Annotated in this window: 16 protein-coding genes; 11 read left to right on the top strand and 5 right to left on the bottom strand. The window is 67.3% G+C overall.

Translation table 11 applies throughout. The annotated features are described in order from the left end of the window. Positions 1–106: 106 nt before the first annotated feature. The 4 genes from ACQR1F_RS27355 to bioB form a co-directional block, all read right to left on the bottom strand. Positions 107–1,372, bottom strand: a complete 1,266-nt coding sequence (locus ACQR1F_RS27355) for an adenosylmethionine--8-amino-7-oxononanoate transaminase (protein ID WP_434914184.1) — start codon at positions 1,370–1,372, stop codon at positions 107–109. Then, complete coding sequence (gene bioD, locus ACQR1F_RS27350; protein WP_316183534.1) at positions 1,369–2,001, bottom strand: dethiobiotin synthase; 633 nt, start codon at positions 1,999–2,001, stop codon at positions 1,369–1,371. The genes ACQR1F_RS27355 and bioD overlap by 4 nt, the downstream gene beginning before the upstream one ends. Further along, positions 1,998–3,143 carry an 8-amino-7-oxononanoate synthase gene (locus tag ACQR1F_RS27345; RefSeq protein ID WP_434887010.1) on the bottom strand — a complete coding sequence of 382 codons (1,146 nt, stop codon included), beginning with the start codon at positions 3,141–3,143 and terminating at the stop codon, positions 1,998–2,000. Before ACQR1F_RS27345 ends, bioD begins: the two co-directional genes overlap by 4 nt. Before the next feature lie 100 nt (positions 3,144–3,243). Then, positions 3,244–4,293: a biotin synthase BioB gene (gene bioB, locus ACQR1F_RS27340; RefSeq protein WP_434914183.1), complete on the bottom strand. Its 1,050-nt coding sequence runs from the start codon at positions 4,291–4,293 to the stop codon at positions 3,244–3,246. 120 nt (positions 4,294–4,413) lie between these two features. On the opposite strand from bioB, the gene ACQR1F_RS27335 reads away from it, so the two are divergent. The 9 genes from ACQR1F_RS27335 to soxA all read left to right on the top strand — a co-directional run bounded on the left by ACQR1F_RS27335 (position 4,414) and on the right by soxA (position 12,710). After that, positions 4,414–5,046: a GntR family transcriptional regulator gene (locus tag ACQR1F_RS27335; RefSeq protein ID WP_315802482.1), complete on the top strand. Its 633-nt coding sequence runs from the start codon at positions 4,414–4,416 to the stop codon at positions 5,044–5,046. Positions 5,047–5,175: 129 nt separating this feature from the next. Next, positions 5,176–6,576, top strand: coding sequence for an MFS transporter (locus tag ACQR1F_RS27330; protein ID WP_434914182.1), 1,401 nt, complete (start codon positions 5,176–5,178; stop codon positions 6,574–6,576). Between the two features lie 136 nt (positions 6,577–6,712). Continuing rightward, on the top strand, positions 6,713–7,162 hold the full coding sequence (locus ACQR1F_RS27325; protein WP_315802480.1) for a (2Fe-2S)-binding protein: 450 nt from the start codon (positions 6,713–6,715) through the stop codon (positions 7,160–7,162). A 10-nt stretch (positions 7,163–7,172) separates the two neighbouring features. Next, positions 7,173–9,356 carry a molybdopterin cofactor-binding domain-containing protein gene (locus ACQR1F_RS27320; protein ID WP_434914181.1) on the top strand — a complete coding sequence of 728 codons (2,184 nt, stop codon included), beginning with the start codon at positions 7,173–7,175 and terminating at the stop codon, positions 9,354–9,356. A gap of 55 nt (positions 9,357–9,411) precedes the next feature. After that, complete coding sequence (locus ACQR1F_RS27315) at positions 9,412–10,689, top strand: FCSD flavin-binding domain-containing protein (RefSeq protein ID WP_434914180.1); 1,278 nt, start codon at positions 9,412–9,414, stop codon at positions 10,687–10,689. Further along, on the top strand, positions 10,673–11,119 hold the full coding sequence (gene soxX / locus ACQR1F_RS27310) for a sulfur oxidation c-type cytochrome SoxX (RefSeq protein WP_316218351.1): 447 nt from the start codon (positions 10,673–10,675) through the stop codon (positions 11,117–11,119). The genes ACQR1F_RS27315 and soxX overlap by 17 nt, the downstream gene beginning before the upstream one ends. A 6-nt stretch (positions 11,120–11,125) precedes the next feature. Continuing rightward, positions 11,126–11,614 (top strand): SoxY-related AACIE arm protein, encoded by a 489-nt coding sequence (locus ACQR1F_RS27305; protein ID WP_316239015.1) that lies wholly within the window; start codon positions 11,126–11,128, stop codon positions 11,612–11,614. Further along, complete coding sequence (gene soxZ, locus ACQR1F_RS27300) at positions 11,614–11,934, top strand: thiosulfate oxidation carrier complex protein SoxZ (RefSeq protein WP_434864237.1); 321 nt, start codon at positions 11,614–11,616, stop codon at positions 11,932–11,934. The genes ACQR1F_RS27305 and soxZ overlap by 1 nt, the downstream gene beginning before the upstream one ends. Before the next feature lie 23 nt (positions 11,935–11,957). After that, entirely contained in the window at positions 11,958–12,710 is a 753-nt protein-coding gene (soxA, locus tag ACQR1F_RS27295; RefSeq protein ID WP_410051458.1) for a sulfur oxidation c-type cytochrome SoxA, read from the top strand. 332 nt (positions 12,711–13,042) lie between these two features. Here soxA and ACQR1F_RS27290 read toward each other — a convergent pair whose 3' ends face one another. Then, entirely contained in the window at positions 13,043–14,002 is a 960-nt protein-coding gene (locus ACQR1F_RS27290; RefSeq protein WP_315802473.1) for a LysR family transcriptional regulator, read from the bottom strand. Positions 14,003–14,111: 109 nt separating this feature from the next. Between ACQR1F_RS27290 and ACQR1F_RS27285 the strand changes: the two genes are divergently transcribed. After that, complete coding sequence (locus ACQR1F_RS27285) at positions 14,112–14,549, top strand: DoxX family protein (RefSeq protein ID WP_434914203.1); 438 nt, start codon at positions 14,112–14,114, stop codon at positions 14,547–14,549. Between the two features lie 64 nt (positions 14,550–14,613). Further along, positions 14,614–15,078 (top strand): DsrE family protein, encoded by a 465-nt coding sequence (locus ACQR1F_RS27280; protein WP_315802472.1) that lies wholly within the window; start codon positions 14,614–14,616, stop codon positions 15,076–15,078. Positions 15,079–15,096 lie beyond the last annotated feature (18 nt).

The following is a 15,096-nucleotide window of genomic DNA, read 5'->3' as shown; positions in this document are numbered from 1 at the left end:
TAGATCGAATCCGAGACCGGGCACTGAGCTGCCCGGCCTCCTGATCATCTCAGCTGACAGCAGCCTACTCCGGCGAACATGCGCTGGAACTCGTCCATCGGCGACATCAGAGCACGTGGTCGACCGCCTCGTCGATCGCGGTATACACCGCCTCGAGGTCGCCAGAGGTGACGCAGTATGGCGGCATGACGTAGATGGTATGGCCGAGCGGACGCAGCAGCACGTCGCTGTCGCGGAAAAACGCCAGCAGCCTGGGACCAACCTCGGCAAGGTAGCCCGGCTCGTCGGCATGGAGATCGAGCGCCGTGATAGTGCCGCAACGCCGCAGCGCGGAAAATCGCTCGTCGTAACGCAAGCGGTCGAGACAGCGCTGCTGCGCGGCCGCGACGGCGGCGATCCGGGCCCGCGTCTGCGGCTGCCGCCATAGCTCGAGATTGGCGCTGGCCGCCGCGCAGGCGATGGGATTGGCCGTGTAGGAGCTGGAGTGAAAGAACGTGCGGGCGCGGTCGGTCGAATAGTGCGCCTCGTAGATCGCCGGACTGCACAGCGTCACCGCAAGCGGCACCGCGCCTCCGGTCAGCCCCTTGGCGTAGCAGGCGATGTCGGGCGCGATGTCCGCCTGCTCGCACGCGAACAACGTGCCGGTGCGGCCCCAGCCGGTCATGACCTCGTCGGCGATGAACAGCACGCCGAACGCCTTGCAGATCCGGTGCATCTCGCGCAGCACCGCCGCCGGATACATCAGCATGCCGCCGGCGCCGAGCACCAGCGGCTCGACGATGAAGGCGGCCGGCCGGTCGCTCTCACACAGCGCAGCGAGCGCGTCCAAAGTTGCCTGTTCTCTGCCCGGCGACGGAAACGGGATGACGGCAACGTCGAACAGCAGCGGCTCATAGGCGGCGTTGAACACGCCACGCGCGCCGACCGACATCGCACCGATGGTGTCGCCGTGATAGGAATGCTGCATCACCACGATGCGCGAGCGCGGCTCGCCGATGTTCCTGAAATAGCCGAGCGCCATCTTCAGCGCGACCTCGACGCTGGTGGCGCCACTGTCGGAGAAGAACACGTGCGCAAGGCTCGGCGGCACCAGCGCGAGCAGCCCCGCGGCAACCTGCTCGGCCGGCTCATGGCTGTGACCGGCGAAGATCACCTGATCCAGCCGCTCGGCCTGGTCCTGGATCGCGCGCACGATAGGCGGATGGCAATGGCCGTGCGTGACCACCCACCACGACGCGATCGCATCGATGATCCGCCGGCCGTCGGCGGTGAAGAGATAGGCGCCCTCGCCGCGCGCGACCGGCGTCATCTCGGGCTGGAGCGCATGCTGCGTGAAGGGATGCCAGATCGGCGAGGTTGCCTTGCGCATCATGGTTCGAAATCCCTGCGCTGGAATTGCGTGGCGAACACGTTCTGCAGCGATCGCGCCGTCAGCGGCGTGATCCAGGGCAGCCGGCCCAGGCGCTTCACCCCGCCGAGCCGGCAGATGGTCTCCTCGTTGTCGGCATGGCCGTCGCCGATGAAGGCGATGCCGAGCACGTCGATGCGGCGGCTGCGCAGCGCCGCCAGCGACAGCAGCGAGTGATTGATGGTGCCGAGGCTGGTGCGCGCGCAGAGCACGACCGGCAATTGCCATCGCGCGAAGACATCGAGATAGAGCGTCTGGGAATCGAGCGGCACCATGACGCCGCCGGCCCCCTCGATCACGACAGGCCGGCCGACGGACTGCGGAGGATGCAGGCTGAGCGGATCGATGCTGATGCCTGCGAGGCGGGCCGCGCGATCCGGCGAGGCCGGCTCCGGCAAACGATAGGCTTCGGGCAGAACGCGATCGTCGGCGAGTTCGGCGAGCCGCTGGACACGGCAGGCGTCCGTCTCCTCGGCAAGGCCGGCCTGGACCGGTTTCCAATAGCAGGCCCCCAACAGCGCCGTGAGGCCGGCCGCGAACACCGTCTTGCCGATCCCGGTATCGGTGCCGGTGACCACGATGCGTGGCGTCATGCCCGCGGCCTCCCGATCTCGTCGGCGAGCGCATCGAGCAGCGCCATGATGGCCGCCTCGTCGACGTTCAAGGTCAGCGACAGCCGGAGCCGCGCCGTGCCAGGCGGCACCGTCGGCGGCCTGATGCCGCGGACGTCGAAGCCTCGCGCCTGCAGCGCGGCAGCCAGGCTCATCGCACGCGCATTGTCGCCGACCACGCAGGGAATGATCTGCGACGGCGACCAGCTTTCACCGAAGCGCGCGGCGATCCCACGATGGGCGAAGCCAACGAGCTGCGCCAGCCGCTGCTGCCGCTCCGGCTCGTCGCGCAGGATCGCAAGCGCCTCCAGCACCGCCACCGCCATCAGCGGCGACGGCGCCGTGCTGAAGACGAAAGGCCGGCAGCGATTGATCAGCGTGTCGCACAGCACGCCGCTTGCGGTGACCAATGCGCCGGCCGCGCCCAACGCCTTGCCGCAGGTGTGAACGGTGACGACGCTCTCGCGTCCCTCATAGGCTGCGGCAAGACCGCGGCCCTGCGCGCCGTGGACCCCGGTCGCATGGGCCTCGTCGATCAGCAGAAAGGCGTCGTGGCGCTCGGCGATCGCCATCAAATCCGCCAGCGGCGCGAGATCGCCGTCCATGCTGTAGAGGCTTTCGACGACGATCCAGGGCCGGCCGACACCGCCGTCCCTGCGCCAGGTCAGGATCGCGTCCTCGGCCGACTGCGCGTTGTTGTGGATGAATTGGCACGTTTCGGCGCGACCGGCACGCGCGCCCTCATGGGTGCTCGCATGAACGAGCGCATCGAGCACCAGCAGGTCGTCGCGTTGCGGCAATGTGGTGAGCACGGCGAAATTCGCCATGTAGCCGGAGCCGAAGAACAGCGCGCGCTCGGCACCGAAGAAGCGCGCGGCCTGCGCCTCGAGCCGTTCGTGCTCGTCGCAATTGCCGCGCAGCAGGCGCGAGCCGCCGGCGCCGACCGGCGTGCCGGCCTCCATGGCCGCGGCGACGGCGCGCTTGATGCGCGGCGCCTGCGCCAGTCCGAGATAGTCGTTGGAGGAGAAATCGAGACCGGCCGGTGGACTGAGCTGCCGCAACCGGTCATCGGCCGCGAGCCTCTGCAGGCCGTCGGAATAGATCGCCAACCTGTCGGACAGCATGGACATGGCTCCGCTCTGTTTCGGTCAGCCGCGGGCGTGGACCGGCACGACCAGGCAGTTGCGTGGGCGCGGTCGCGCCGAACTCGCGATGAGGTTCGAATCAGGCCGGAGACGACGCGTCTGCGCTTTCGCTGGCGGCGGCCGGTGCGACCGGACGCGCCGACAGCGACGAGGTCATGCCGAGCCGCGCGAGCAGATCAGCGTCGCGCTGTGCCTGGGGATTGGCCGTGGTCAGCAGCACGTCACCGATGAAGATCGAATTGGCGCCGGCCAGCAGGCACAGGCTCTGCAGCTCGTCGCTCATGTATTGCCGGCCCGCCGACAGCCGCACCACGCTCCGGGGCATCAGGATGCGCGCCACCGCGATCAATCGCACCAGCGCAATCGGATCGGGCCGCGTGGCCGTGTCGTGGACCGGCACGCCCCTCACCTCGTTCCACATGTTGATCGGCACGCTGTCGGGGTGCTCCGCGAGGTTGGCGAGCAGCACCAGCATGCCGAGCCGGTCGTCGATCTCCTCGCCCATGCCGATGATGCCGCCGCAGCACACCTTGATGCCGGCCTCGCGCACATGCGCGAGCGTATCGATGCGGTCCTGCAGCGTGCGCGTGGTGATGATGCGGTCGTAGAACTCGGGCGAGGTGTCGACATTGTGGTTGTAGAAGTCGAGCCCGGCCTCTCTCAGCCGCTGCGCCTGCGGCGGCGTCAGCATGCCCAGAGTCACGCATGTCTCCATGCCCAGATCCTTCACCGCGCTGACCATGTCGCAGACCTGATCGAGGTCGCGGTCCTTGGGACTGCGCCAGGCGGCGGCCATGCAGAAGCGCTCGGCTCCCGCTGCCTTCGCGCGCCGCGCGGTGGCGACCACCACATCGCGGTCCATCAGCTTCGTCGCCTTGAGACCGGTGTCGTAATGCGCGCTCTGCGAGCAGTAGCCGCAATCCTCCGGGCAGCCGCCGGTCTTGATGCTGAGCAGGCTCGCGGTCTGCACGCGGGTGGGATCGAACTGCCGGCGATGCGCCGACTGCGCCAGGAACATCAGATCCGGAAATGGCAGGCCGTAGAGCGCCTCGGCCTCGTCCCGGGTCCAGTTGTGACGGACGGCAGCGTCGTTGTCGGGGCGATCGGACAAGCTGCTTGGAACGGGCATTTCGACACCTCACGCAGATTATAGATTTTCAAAGATATTATCTATGAAAATCCGTATTAAAGCACCGTAGGGCACAGCGGCTTTCCTCGCATCGGTTTTTTCGATAGATAATCTATCGCCATGCAGGACGAGAATCTCACCACGGCCCACCGCATCGCCGAGGCCATCACCGAACGGATCGTCAGTGGCGCGCTCCCTCCGGATGCGCCGCTGCGGCAGGACCACGTCGCGCGCGAGTTCAAATCCAGCCACGTGCCGGTGCGCGAGGCATTTCGGCAGCTCGAGGCGCTATATCTCGTGGTCGCGGCACCGCGGCGCGGCGTGCGGGTGGCGCCGCTCGATGCGAAGTCGACCAGGGAGATCGTCGAGATGCGCGTCGCGCTCGAGGTGATCGCGCTGCGCAATGCCGCGCCGCGCTACACGCCGACGCATCTCGCCGCGATCGAGCTCGCGCTGATCGAGGCCGACAATGCCGAGACCATCCAGGAATTCGAGACCGCGAACCGCGCCTTCCACCGCGCGCTGGTCGCGCCCTGCGCGATGCCGCGGCTGCTGGCGAGCCTCGACGGATTGCGCCTGGCGAATTCACGGCTGGTGCTGGCGATGGCCCGCAATGCCGGCTGGCGTCCGCGCACCAACCAGGATCACCGGCTGATCCTGCAGGCCCTGCGCGCCCGCCAGATCGGCCACGCCTGCGAGCTCCTGACGCGGCACAACCAGACGATCGAACGGCTGGCAAGGCCGGGCGTGTAGCCGGCTTCGACCCGTTCCTTGCGACCGGGCGCATACCGCCATGCGCCCGCGACGGCTGGGGCGCTCGCCTGCTCCCGTGTACATGCTGATCCGGACGCGCCCCGCGAACCGAAGGTCTCCAAAGGTCTCATGTCCGACCGCCACCACGCTTCGAAGCTCGCCGGCGACGGCACCACCGATGGCCTGCCGCCCGGCAAGCGGCCCTGGGCCATCGCCGCGATCTTCACGGCGCTGTCGATGGCCTCGCTCGACGTCGCCATCGCCAACATCGCGCTGCCGTCGATCTCGGCCGATCTCCACGTCTCCCCGGCCGAGGTGGTCTGGGTGGTCAACATCTATCAGATCGCACTGGTCGCGACGCTGCTGCCGCTCGGCGCGCTCGGCGAGATCGTCGGCCATCAGCGCATCTATCTCGGCGGCCTCCTGCTGTTCACGCTGGCCTCGATCGGCTGCGCGCTGGCGTGGTCGCTGCCGACGCTGGTGATCGCCCGCGCGCTGCAGGGCCTCGGCGCCAGCGGCATCATGAGCGTCAACACCGCGCTGGTGCGCTACGTCTATCCCGGCAAGATGCTGGGACGCGGCCTCGGCCACAATGCGCTGGTGGTCGGCATTTCCTTCACCTTCGGCCCGACGATCGCGTCCGCCATTCTCTCGCTCGGCTCCTGGCCGTGGCTGTTTGCGATCAACCTGCCGTTCGGCCTGATCGCGATCGCGATCGGCATGAGGATGCTGCCACGGACGCCGCGCGCCGAGCACGGCTTCGACTTTCTCGGCGCCGCCCTCGCTGCGCTCTGCCTCGGCCTGTTCATCACCGGCATCGGCAGCGCCGCGCACGGCGCGACGCCGGCCATGGTGGTCGCCGAACTGGTCGCAGCGCTCGTGCTCGGCGTCATCCTGGCCCGCCGCCAGGCCGACCACCCGGCGCCGATGCTGCCGATCGACCTGTTCCGCCGCGGGATGTTCGCGCTGTCGGCGGCGACCGCAGTGTGCTCGTTCTCGGTGCAGGGCCTCGGCTTCGTGTCGCTGCCGTTCTATTTCGAGGACATTCTCCAGCGCTCGCAGGTCGAGACCGGGTTCTTCATGACGCCCTGGCCGCTCGCAGTCACGATCATGGCGCCGATCGCCGGCCGGCTGTCGGACCGTTTTCCCGCCGGCCTGCTCGGCGGCATCGGCCTGGTGATGCTCGGCTCCGGCATGGCGCTGCTCGCCATGTTGCCGGAGAACCCGAGCATCGCGAACATCGTCTGGCGCATGCTGATCTGCGGCATCGGGTTCGGCTTCTTCCAGGCGCCGAATATGAAGGCCATCATGTCAAGCGCCCCGCCGCACCGCAGCGGCGGCGCCAGCGGCATCGTCGCCACGGCCCGGTTGACCGGCCAGACCACCGGCGCGGCGCTCGCCGCCTTGTGCTTCAGCCTTGCGGGGCACCAAGGAGCCACCCTTGCCTTGGCCCTCGGCGCCGGTTTCGCCGCGCTCGGCAGCGTGATGAGCTTCCTGCGGCTTGCCGTCGCTCCGCCGCGCGGCCCATGAGCCGACGCAACTACAAGCCGGGCCCATCACAAATCCTGCGCGCGGCAAACGCATATTCTTGATTTGAAGGATGCAAACGTTCGCGCCACAGTGCCGCCCTCTGTTCAACTGGCGCGTTGAACGAAAGGGATCTGCGATGGCAAACCTCACGATCAACGGACAATCCTATACTCTGGACGTCGAGCCCGACACGCCGCTGCTGTGGGCGATCCGCGAGAACGCCGGACTGACCGGCACCAAATATGGCTGCGGCATTGCACAATGCGGCGCCTGCACCGTGCATCTCGACGGCGCGGCCGTGCGCTCCTGTGGCGTCACCGTCTCCGAGGCCCTGGGCAAGCAGATCACCACCATCGAGGGGCTCGCGAGCGACACCGGCCTGCACAAGGTGCAGCAGGCCTGGGTGGAGAACGACGTTCCGCAATGCGGCTACTGCCAGAGCGGCATGATCATGGCCGTCGCGGCACTGCTCAAGGACAATCCGAAGCCGAGCGATCAGGACATCAACGACGCCATCACCAACATCTGCCGTTGTGGAACCTTCGCGCAGGTGCGCGAGGCGATCCACGCCGCCGCCAACGCCTGAGGAGGACGGCATGAACCAGCATGTGACGCCGCGCCTCGACCGCCGGTCCTTCGTCATCGGCACCGCCGCGCTCGGCGGCGGCCTCGCCCTCGGCCTCGACCTTCCCTTCGGCGGGCCGCAGATCGTGCGCGCCGCGGATGGCTCGCCCGAGGTCAACGCCTGGGTCGTGATCCGCCCCGACGACACCGTGGTGATCCGCATCGCCCGCTCGGAAATGGGCCAGGGCTCGCTGACCGGTCTCGCCCAGCTCGTCGCCGAGGAATTGGCTTGCGACTGGAGCAAGGTCACGACCGAATATCCGACGCCGGGCCAGAACGTCGCCCGCAAGCGCGTGTGGGGCGATTTCTCCACCGGCGGCAGCCGCGGCATCCGCGCGTCGCAGGACTACGTCCGCAAGGGCGGCGCCGCCGCGCGGATGATGCTGATCCAGGCCGCCGCCGACGAGTGGAAGGTGCCGGTGGCCGAATGCACGGCTGCGAATAGCGTCATCACCCACAAGGCCTCGGGCCGGACCACGACCTACGGCAAGGTGGCCGAGGCCGCCGCGAAGCTGACGCCGCCAGCCGACGTGAAGCTAAAGGATCCGAAGGACTGGACCCTGATCGGCAAGGGCGTGAGACGGCTCGATACCGCCGACAAGGTCACCGGCGCGATGATCTACGGCGCCGACATGAAGCTGCCGAACATGCTCAACGCCGCGATCAAGGACTGTCCGGTCACCGGCGGCAAGCTGAAGAGCTATGACGAGGCCAAGATCGCCGGCATGAAGGGTGTCAAGAAGGTGGTCGCGATCGACGGCACCGCCGTGGCCGTGGTCGCCGACACCTGGTGGCACGCCAAGACCGCGCTCGATGCGCTGCCGATCGTGTGGGACGAAGGCGAGAACGCCAAGGTCTCCTCGGCCTCGATCGCCAAATGGCTCGCGGAAGGATTGGAGTCCGGCCCCGCCTTCGTCGGCAACGAGAACGGCGACGCCAAGGCGGCGCTGGCGAGCGCGGCGAAGAAGGTCGAGGCTACCTACAACTATCCCTATCAGAACCACGCCACCATGGAGCCGATGAACGCCACCGCGCTCTACACGCCCGAGCGATGCGAGGTGTGGTGCGGCACGCAGAACGGCGAGGCGGCGTTCGCCGCGGTGCTGGAAGCCTCGGGGCTGCCGGCCGACAAATGCGAGGTGCACAAGCTGATCCTCGGCGGCGGCTTCGGCCGGCGCGGCCAGACCGACTATGTCCGCCAGGCGGTGAAGATCGCCAAGGAGATGCCGGGCACCCCGATCAAGCTGTTGTGGTCGCGCGAGGAGGACATGACGCATGGCCGCTATCACCCGATCACGCAGTGCAAGCTGACCGGCGGCTTCGACGCCGACAACAATCTGACGGCGCTGCACATGCGCATCTCCGGCCAGTCGATCCTGTTCAGCCTGCGGCCCGACGCGCTGGTCAACGGCAAGGATCCCGCGACCTTCCAGGGGCTGGCGCCATCGGGCGAGGCGACGATCGGCTACTCCGTGCCGAACCTGCTGATCGAGCATTCGATGCGCAACCCGCACATCAATCCGGGCTTCTGGCGCGGCGTCAACGTGAACCAGAACGCGATCTATCTCGAATGCTTCATGGACGAGCTCGCCGATGCGGCCGGCCAGGACCCGCTGGAGTTCCGCCGCAAGCTGATGGCCGACCATCCCAAGCATCTCGCGGTGTTGAACGCCGTCGCGGAGAAGATCGGCTGGGGCACCCCGGCGCCGGACGGCGTGTACCGTGGCCTCGCTCAGCTGCACGGCTATGGTAGCTACGTCGCGGGCGCCGCCGAGATCTCGGTGATCGACGGCAGCAAGATCAAGATCCACCGCATCGTCGCCTCGACCGATCCGGGCTATGTCGTCAACCCGGCGCAGGTGGAGCGGCAGATCGCCGGCTCGTTCGTCTACGGCCTGTCGGCGCTGTTCTACGGCGGCTGCACCGTGAAGGACGGACGGATCGTCGAGACCAATTTCGACAGCTACAACTCGATGCGCATCGCCGAGATGCCGAAGGTGGACGCGATCATGATCCCGAGCGGCGGCTTCTGGGGCGGCGTCGGCGAGCCGACCATCGGCGTCGCCGCGCCGGCGGTGCTGAATGCGTATTTTGCCGCCACGGGAAAGCGCATCCGCTCGGTGCCACTGCGCGACCAGAACATCACCTTCGCATGATCCGCTTGGCGGCAGCCGTTGGGAACCATGGCTGCCGCCATGCTATTCTCATCGGATGACAGTGACCCGGCAGCGCACGCGCAGAGAGCTCGGCGGCCTGATCGCGGCGAGCGCAGCCCTGCTCGCCGCGCCGGCCGTGCTGCGCGCGCAAGCGGCGGCGCGCGTGGTCGTGATCGGCGGCGGCTTCGGCGGCGCCAGTTGCGCCCGCGCGCTGCGCAACGCCGATGGCAAGCTCGACGTCATCCTGGTGGAAGCCAACAAGATTTTCACCTCGTGCCCCCTCAGCAACGAGGTCATCGCCGGCCTGCGCGACATCCGCGCGCAGCAATTCGGCTATGACAGGATCGCCGCCGAAGGCGTGCGCGTCATGCTGCAGGCGGCCCTGGCGATCGATGCGCCGGCGCACAAGGTGACGCTCGCCGACGGCGCCACGCTGGCCTATGACCGCCTGGTGCTGGCACCCGGCATCGATCTCGATTTCACGGCCCTGCAAGGCTACGACGAGGCTGCCTCGACGGTCATGCCGCACGCCTACAAGGCCGGCGAACAGACGCTGCTGCTGCGGACGCAGGTCGAGACGATGCCGGATGGCGGCACGGTCGCGATCGCCGTGCCGGCCAATCCGTCGCGCTGTCCGCCAGCGCCTTACGAGCGCGCCAGCCTGATCGCGCATTATCTCAAGGCGCACAAGCCGAAGTCGAAGGTGCTGATCCTCGATGCCAAGGACAGCTTCTCGCAGCAGAAGCTGTTTGAGCAGGCGTGGCAGCAGCTCTACCCCGGCATGATCGAGCGCATTCCGCTGTCGCAGGGCGGCCGCGTCACCGGCGTCGAGATCGCCACGCGCACCGTGGTCACCGAGTTCGGCAACTACAATCCCGATGTGACCAACATCATCCCGCCGCAGAAGGCGGGCCGCATTGCCGCGCTTGCCGGTGCGGCCGACCGCACCGGTTGGTGCCCGATCGATGCCACGACCTTCGCCTCGAAGCTGCTTCCGGATGTCCACGTCATCGGCGACGCGTGCCTCGGCGGCGGCATTCCGAAATCGGCCGGCGCGGCGCGGGCGCAGGGCCAGACGTGCGCGGCGGTGATCGTGCGCGAGCTGACCGGACGGCAGTCCGATACGCCGCCGCTCACCGGCATCTGCTACAGCCTGGTGGCGCCGAACTACGCGTTCTCGCTGGCAGGCGTTTATCAACCCAAGGCGGATCTGTTCGCCGAAGTGGAAGGTGGCAAGACAAGCCCGATCGACGCCCCCCAGGCCACGCGCGCGGCTGAGGCAGAGGCGACAACGGCCTGGTTCAAGGCGCTGACCCATGATGCGTTCGGCTAGCCGGTTCATCGCGATCCTCATCATCGCCCTGCCCGCGACCGCCGCCGCGCAGCAGCTTGCGCCGTATACGATCAGTGGCGACGGCATCGCGCAGTCGCTCACCGGCCAGCCCGGCGACGCCGCGCGCGGCCGTGCGCTCGTTCTCGCACGCAGCTCGACCTGCATCCTCTGCCATTCCGGCCCGTTCCCGGAAGCGCGCTTCCAGGGCGATCTCGCGCCCAGCCTTGCCGGCGCCGGCAGCCGTTCGACGATCCCGCAGCTCCGCTTGCGGCTGGTCGATGCCTCCAGGCTCAATCCGGCAACGATCATGCCGTCCTACTATCGCATTGACGGACTGACCCGCGTCGGTTCCGCCTGGCGCGACAAGCCGATCCTGTCGGCGGAGCAGATCGAAGACATCGTCGCCTATCTCGCGACCTTGCGCGAGTGAGCCCATATGACCGGCATGTTCGAACGATCCCACATCTCGCGTCGCCATTTGCTGCAACTGGCGGGAACGCTCACCGCGGCCAGCGCGCTGCCGCTGATCACGGTCCGGCCGGCGCAGGCGACGCCGGCGATGCTGGCGTCCGCCATCCGCAACCTCGTCGGCGAGGCCAAGGTGACGGTCGGCAAGGTCCGGCTCGACATCCCGCCGCTGGTGGAGAACGGCAACACCGTGCCCATGACGGTCAGCGTCGATCACCCGATGACGCCTGACAATTTCGTCAAGAGCATCCACGTCTTCAACGAGAAGAACCCGCAGCCCAACGTCGCCAGTTTCCACCTGACGGCGAGCGCCGGCCGCGCCCAGGTCACGACGCGCATCCGGCTCGCCGACACCCAGAAGGTCGTGGCGATCGCAAAGCTCTCCGACGACTCGTTCTGGTCGGCGAGCGTCGACGTCATCGTGACCTTGGCCGCCTGCACCGAGGAGATGCCGTGATGCCTGCCGCCCTCGTCAACGTTCCCCCCAAGGCCAGGCGCGGCGCCGTCATCGAGATCAAGACGCTGATGAGCCACGTCATGGAGCCGGGCTATCGCCATACGGCCGCAGGCGAGGCCATCCCGCGTGACATCATCACGAGCTTCACCTGCAGGTTCAATGGCGCCGAGATCTTCCGCGCCGACCTCTATCCGGCCATCGCCGCCAATCCGTTCCTGTCGTTCTTCACCACGGCGACCGAGAGCGGCCGCTTCGCCTTCGAGTGGATCGGCGACAACGGCTTCGTCGCTACCGCCGCGGCGACGATCACGGTCGACTGATGCGGCCGGCGCTTCTCACTGTCATGACGATGATCGCCCTGACCTTGCCTGTGCTGGCCGGCGAGATTGCAGAGTCCGCGCGCCGCTCCGGCTATGACTTCATGTCGTCGGACACCAAGGCGATGCAGGACGACGACACCGCCAATCCAGCAATGCTGTCGGTGCTCGACGGCGAGGCGCTGTGGACGACGAAGGCAGGCACGGCCAACAAGGCGTGCGGCGATTGTCACGGCGCGGTCGATGTCAGCATGAAGGGCGTCGCTGCGCGCTATCCCGCCTTCAATGCCGCGAGCGGTGTGCCGGTCGATCTCGGCCAGCGCGTCAATCTCTGCCGCAGGCAGCATCAGGAGGCCGCGCCGTTCGCAGCAGAGAGCCGCGAGCTGCTGGCGCTGACGGCGCTGATCGCGAAGCAATCGCGCGGGATGCCGATCACCGCCGGTAACGACCCGCGGCTGGCGTCCTCGATCGCACGCGGCCGCGACTTGTTCTTTCAGCGCCAGGGCCAGCTCAATCTCGCCTGCGCCAACTGCCACGACGATAATTGGGACAGGCATCTCGCGGGCTCATCGATCACACAGGGACAGCCGACCGGCTATCCGATCTATCGCCTGGAATGGCAGGGCATGGGCTCGCTGCAGCGCCGCCTCCGCGGCTGCATGACCGGCGTGCGCGCGCAAGCCTTCGACTTCGACGCGCCGGACATGATCGCACTCGAGCTCTATCTGATGTCGCGGGCACGCGGCATGACGATGGACGCGCCGGCCGTGCGACCGTGAACGTGGGGCACCATCGGTGCGCTCCCTCTTCCCATTCGTCACGGGGCCGCAACGAGCTTTGCTCGCGCTGAGAGGGTTGGGGTGAGCAGACGCACGGGAAGTGTTCGTGGAGAGACCTGTCCCCGTCACCCGGATTGCATCTTCGATGCAATCCGACCTCTCCCCGCCCTAGCGAAGCTTCGCTTCGCCCTGGCGGGGCGAGGTGCACCTTCACTGCCGCGAGAGCTCAACAACATCATGCTGCTATACATCGAGTCGAACTTGTAGAAATTGATAGCCAGCGATGAGCACACCCCAGCTCAGATCGCGAGCTGCCAAGCCCGCCACGCGCATCACGCCCCTGTCTTCCGCCGCTTCCGCCCGCGCGCCCTGATCGTATCGATCGCAGGCGGCGGCCCTTCCGAGACCTGCTTCAGGCGTGGATCGGCGGCGATGAAGTCGATGAAGGTGCGGACCTTGGCCGAGAGATATTTGCGGCTCGGATAGACCGCCATCAGCGGCGCCTTGAGCGTCAACGCCTCCGGCAGCACCGTCTCGAGCCGGCCTGTCGCGAGATCATCCATGATCAGCCAGCGCGGCAACACGGCAATGCCCATGCCAGCGACGGCGGCATGGTGAAGCAGCGTTTCGTTGCCGCTGATCAGCACGTCCTTGAAAGCCGGCATGACCTCGCCGTCGGGACCAGGCAGCGTCATCGCGCGCGTGGGGATCAGCGCATATCTCAGGAACGCATGGCCATTGAGATCGGCCAGCGCCGTCGGCCGGCCCGCCGCGGCGAGATAGCGTGGCGCAGCGACGAACTGCATCAGGATCGAGGGTAGCGGACGGGCGATCAGTCCGTCACCGGGCGAGGCCGAGGTGCGGAGCGCGAGATCGAAACCCTCGTCGATGAGATTGACGAGCCGGCCGCTGAGGTCGACATCGAGCACGACCTCCGGATAGCGCGAGCGATAGGCGGCGAGCACGTCGGCGAACAGCGAATTCGCAAACCACACGGAGGCGCTGAGCTTCAACGTGCCGCGCGGCAGCACGGTGGCCTCGCTGACATCAGCCTCGACGTCGTCGAGCTGCTCCAGCAGCTGACGCACCTGCTCGAAATAGACCACACCGGCTTCGGTCAGCCCGACGCGGCGGCTGGTGCGGTTGAGCAGCCGGGTCGACAGCCGCCGCTCCAGCTCCATGACGTGCTTGGAGACCATGGCGGGTGACAGGCTCAGCCGCTCGGCCGCCGCAGCGAAGCTCTTGAGCTCGGCGACCTGGCAGAACACCCGGATGCTGACGAGGGAGTCCATTGATCATCAACCAGCAAGAAATGATTTCTCAACGGGAGGCATAATGATCAATCCAGAAGAAATCATCAACCTGCGCCGACCAGCCCCCACTCGTTTGGAGACTTCCATCGTGTCCACCACTGCATCGACCACCGATCTCACCCCGCTTCGGCCCTCGCTCGCGCTGCGCATCGGCCTGTGGACCGCACAGGCCCTGATCTTCGTGGCCTTTGGCGGAGCCGGCCTGACCAAGCTGTTCACGCCGATCCCGCAGCTTGCGGCGATGATGCCGTGGGCAAGTGAGTATTCCGAGGTTTTCGTGCGCGCGATCGGGCTGGTCGATCTCGCCGGCGCGCTCGGCATCATCCTGCCGTCGCTAACCCGCATCATGCCGCGCCTGACCGTCCTCGCCGCGCTCGGCTGCGCCACGCTCCAGGTGTTCGCCCTCGCCTTTCATCTTTCCCGCGGCGAGGCCGCCGTCACCCCGCTCAATATCCTGCTGCTCGCCTTGTCGCTGTTCGTGCTGTGGGGCCGCAACAACAAGGCGCCGATCCGGCCGCGCAACTGACCCGGCAACCACCGGCCTTGGAATCGCCACGGCCGACGGTTTCCCTTGCGACGAGAAAGCAGCGATGAGCGAACCCGTTCAAGATCTCTCCCGTCGCGGCTTCGTCGCTGGCGCGACGGCCCTCGGCACTCCAACCCCCGCCGTGCCGGCCGTCGCCCAGCATCGCGCCGGCATCGTCATCCTGATCGATCGCAATGATCCGCACGTGATGGGCCACGCCATCAGCTATTCGGGGAATCTCACGCGGCATTTCGCCAGCCTCGGACAGACGCCCATCATCGAGGTCGTCGCCAACGGCAGCGGCATCGATGTCTTCCGCGCCGACAAATCTCCGTTGAAGGAGCCGATCGCCGCACTGCGCCAGATGTATCCGCATATCGGCTTCAGCATGTGCGCCTCGTCGAAGGCGATCGCCGAGAGCAAGGAGAATCTGATGATCGAGCTGATCGAGGGCGCGAAGCTCGTGCCATTCGGCATCGGCCGCGTCGTCGAGTTGCAGCGCAAGGGCTGGGCCTACATCCATGGCTGAGACTGTTTCCTTCAGCGC

Source organism: Bradyrhizobium sp. HKCCYLS3013 (genome assembly GCF_051167615.1).
Taxonomy (GTDB): domain Bacteria; phylum Pseudomonadota; class Alphaproteobacteria; order Rhizobiales; family Xanthobacteraceae; genus Bradyrhizobium.
The sequence above is the reverse complement of the archived record's forward strand: the minus strand, read 5'-3'. Positions and strand labels throughout refer to the sequence as shown.

What these genes read in the sequence shown, in the direction of transcription:
- ACQR1F_RS27355 (WP_434914184.1), bottom strand. Translation starts at nt 1,372, where the DNA reads ATGATGCGCAAGGCAACCTCGCCGATCTGGCATCCCTTCACGCAGCAT.
- bioD (WP_316183534.1), bottom strand. Translation starts at nt 2,001, where the DNA reads ATGACGCCACGCATCGTGGTCACCGGCACCGATACCGGGATCGGCAAG.
- ACQR1F_RS27345 (WP_434887010.1), bottom strand. Translation starts at nt 3,143, where the DNA reads ATGCTGTCCGACAGGTTGGCGATCTATTCCGACGGCCTGCAGAGGCTC.
- bioB (WP_434914183.1), bottom strand. Translation starts at nt 4,293, where the DNA reads ATGCCCGTTCCAAGCAGCTTGTCCGATCGCCCCGACAACGACGCTGCC.
- ACQR1F_RS27335 (WP_315802482.1), top strand. Translation starts at nt 4,414, where the DNA reads ATGCAGGACGAGAATCTCACCACGGCCCACCGCATCGCCGAGGCCATC.
- ACQR1F_RS27330 (WP_434914182.1), top strand. Translation starts at nt 5,176, where the DNA reads ATGTCCGACCGCCACCACGCTTCGAAGCTCGCCGGCGACGGCACCACC.
- ACQR1F_RS27325 (WP_315802480.1), top strand. Translation starts at nt 6,713, where the DNA reads ATGGCAAACCTCACGATCAACGGACAATCCTATACTCTGGACGTCGAG.
- ACQR1F_RS27320 (WP_434914181.1), top strand. Translation starts at nt 7,173, where the DNA reads ATGAACCAGCATGTGACGCCGCGCCTCGACCGCCGGTCCTTCGTCATC.
- ACQR1F_RS27315 (WP_434914180.1), top strand. Translation starts at nt 9,412, where the DNA reads ATGACAGTGACCCGGCAGCGCACGCGCAGAGAGCTCGGCGGCCTGATC.
- soxX (WP_316218351.1), top strand. Translation starts at nt 10,673, where the DNA reads ATGATGCGTTCGGCTAGCCGGTTCATCGCGATCCTCATCATCGCCCTG.
- ACQR1F_RS27305 (WP_316239015.1), top strand. Translation starts at nt 11,126, where the DNA reads ATGACCGGCATGTTCGAACGATCCCACATCTCGCGTCGCCATTTGCTG.
- soxZ (WP_434864237.1), top strand. Translation starts at nt 11,614, where the DNA reads ATGCCTGCCGCCCTCGTCAACGTTCCCCCCAAGGCCAGGCGCGGCGCC.
- soxA (WP_410051458.1), top strand. Translation starts at nt 11,958, where the DNA reads ATGACGATGATCGCCCTGACCTTGCCTGTGCTGGCCGGCGAGATTGCA.
- ACQR1F_RS27290 (WP_315802473.1), bottom strand. Translation starts at nt 14,002, where the DNA reads ATGGACTCCCTCGTCAGCATCCGGGTGTTCTGCCAGGTCGCCGAGCTC.
- ACQR1F_RS27280 (WP_315802472.1), top strand. Translation starts at nt 14,614, where the DNA reads ATGAGCGAACCCGTTCAAGATCTCTCCCGTCGCGGCTTCGTCGCTGGC.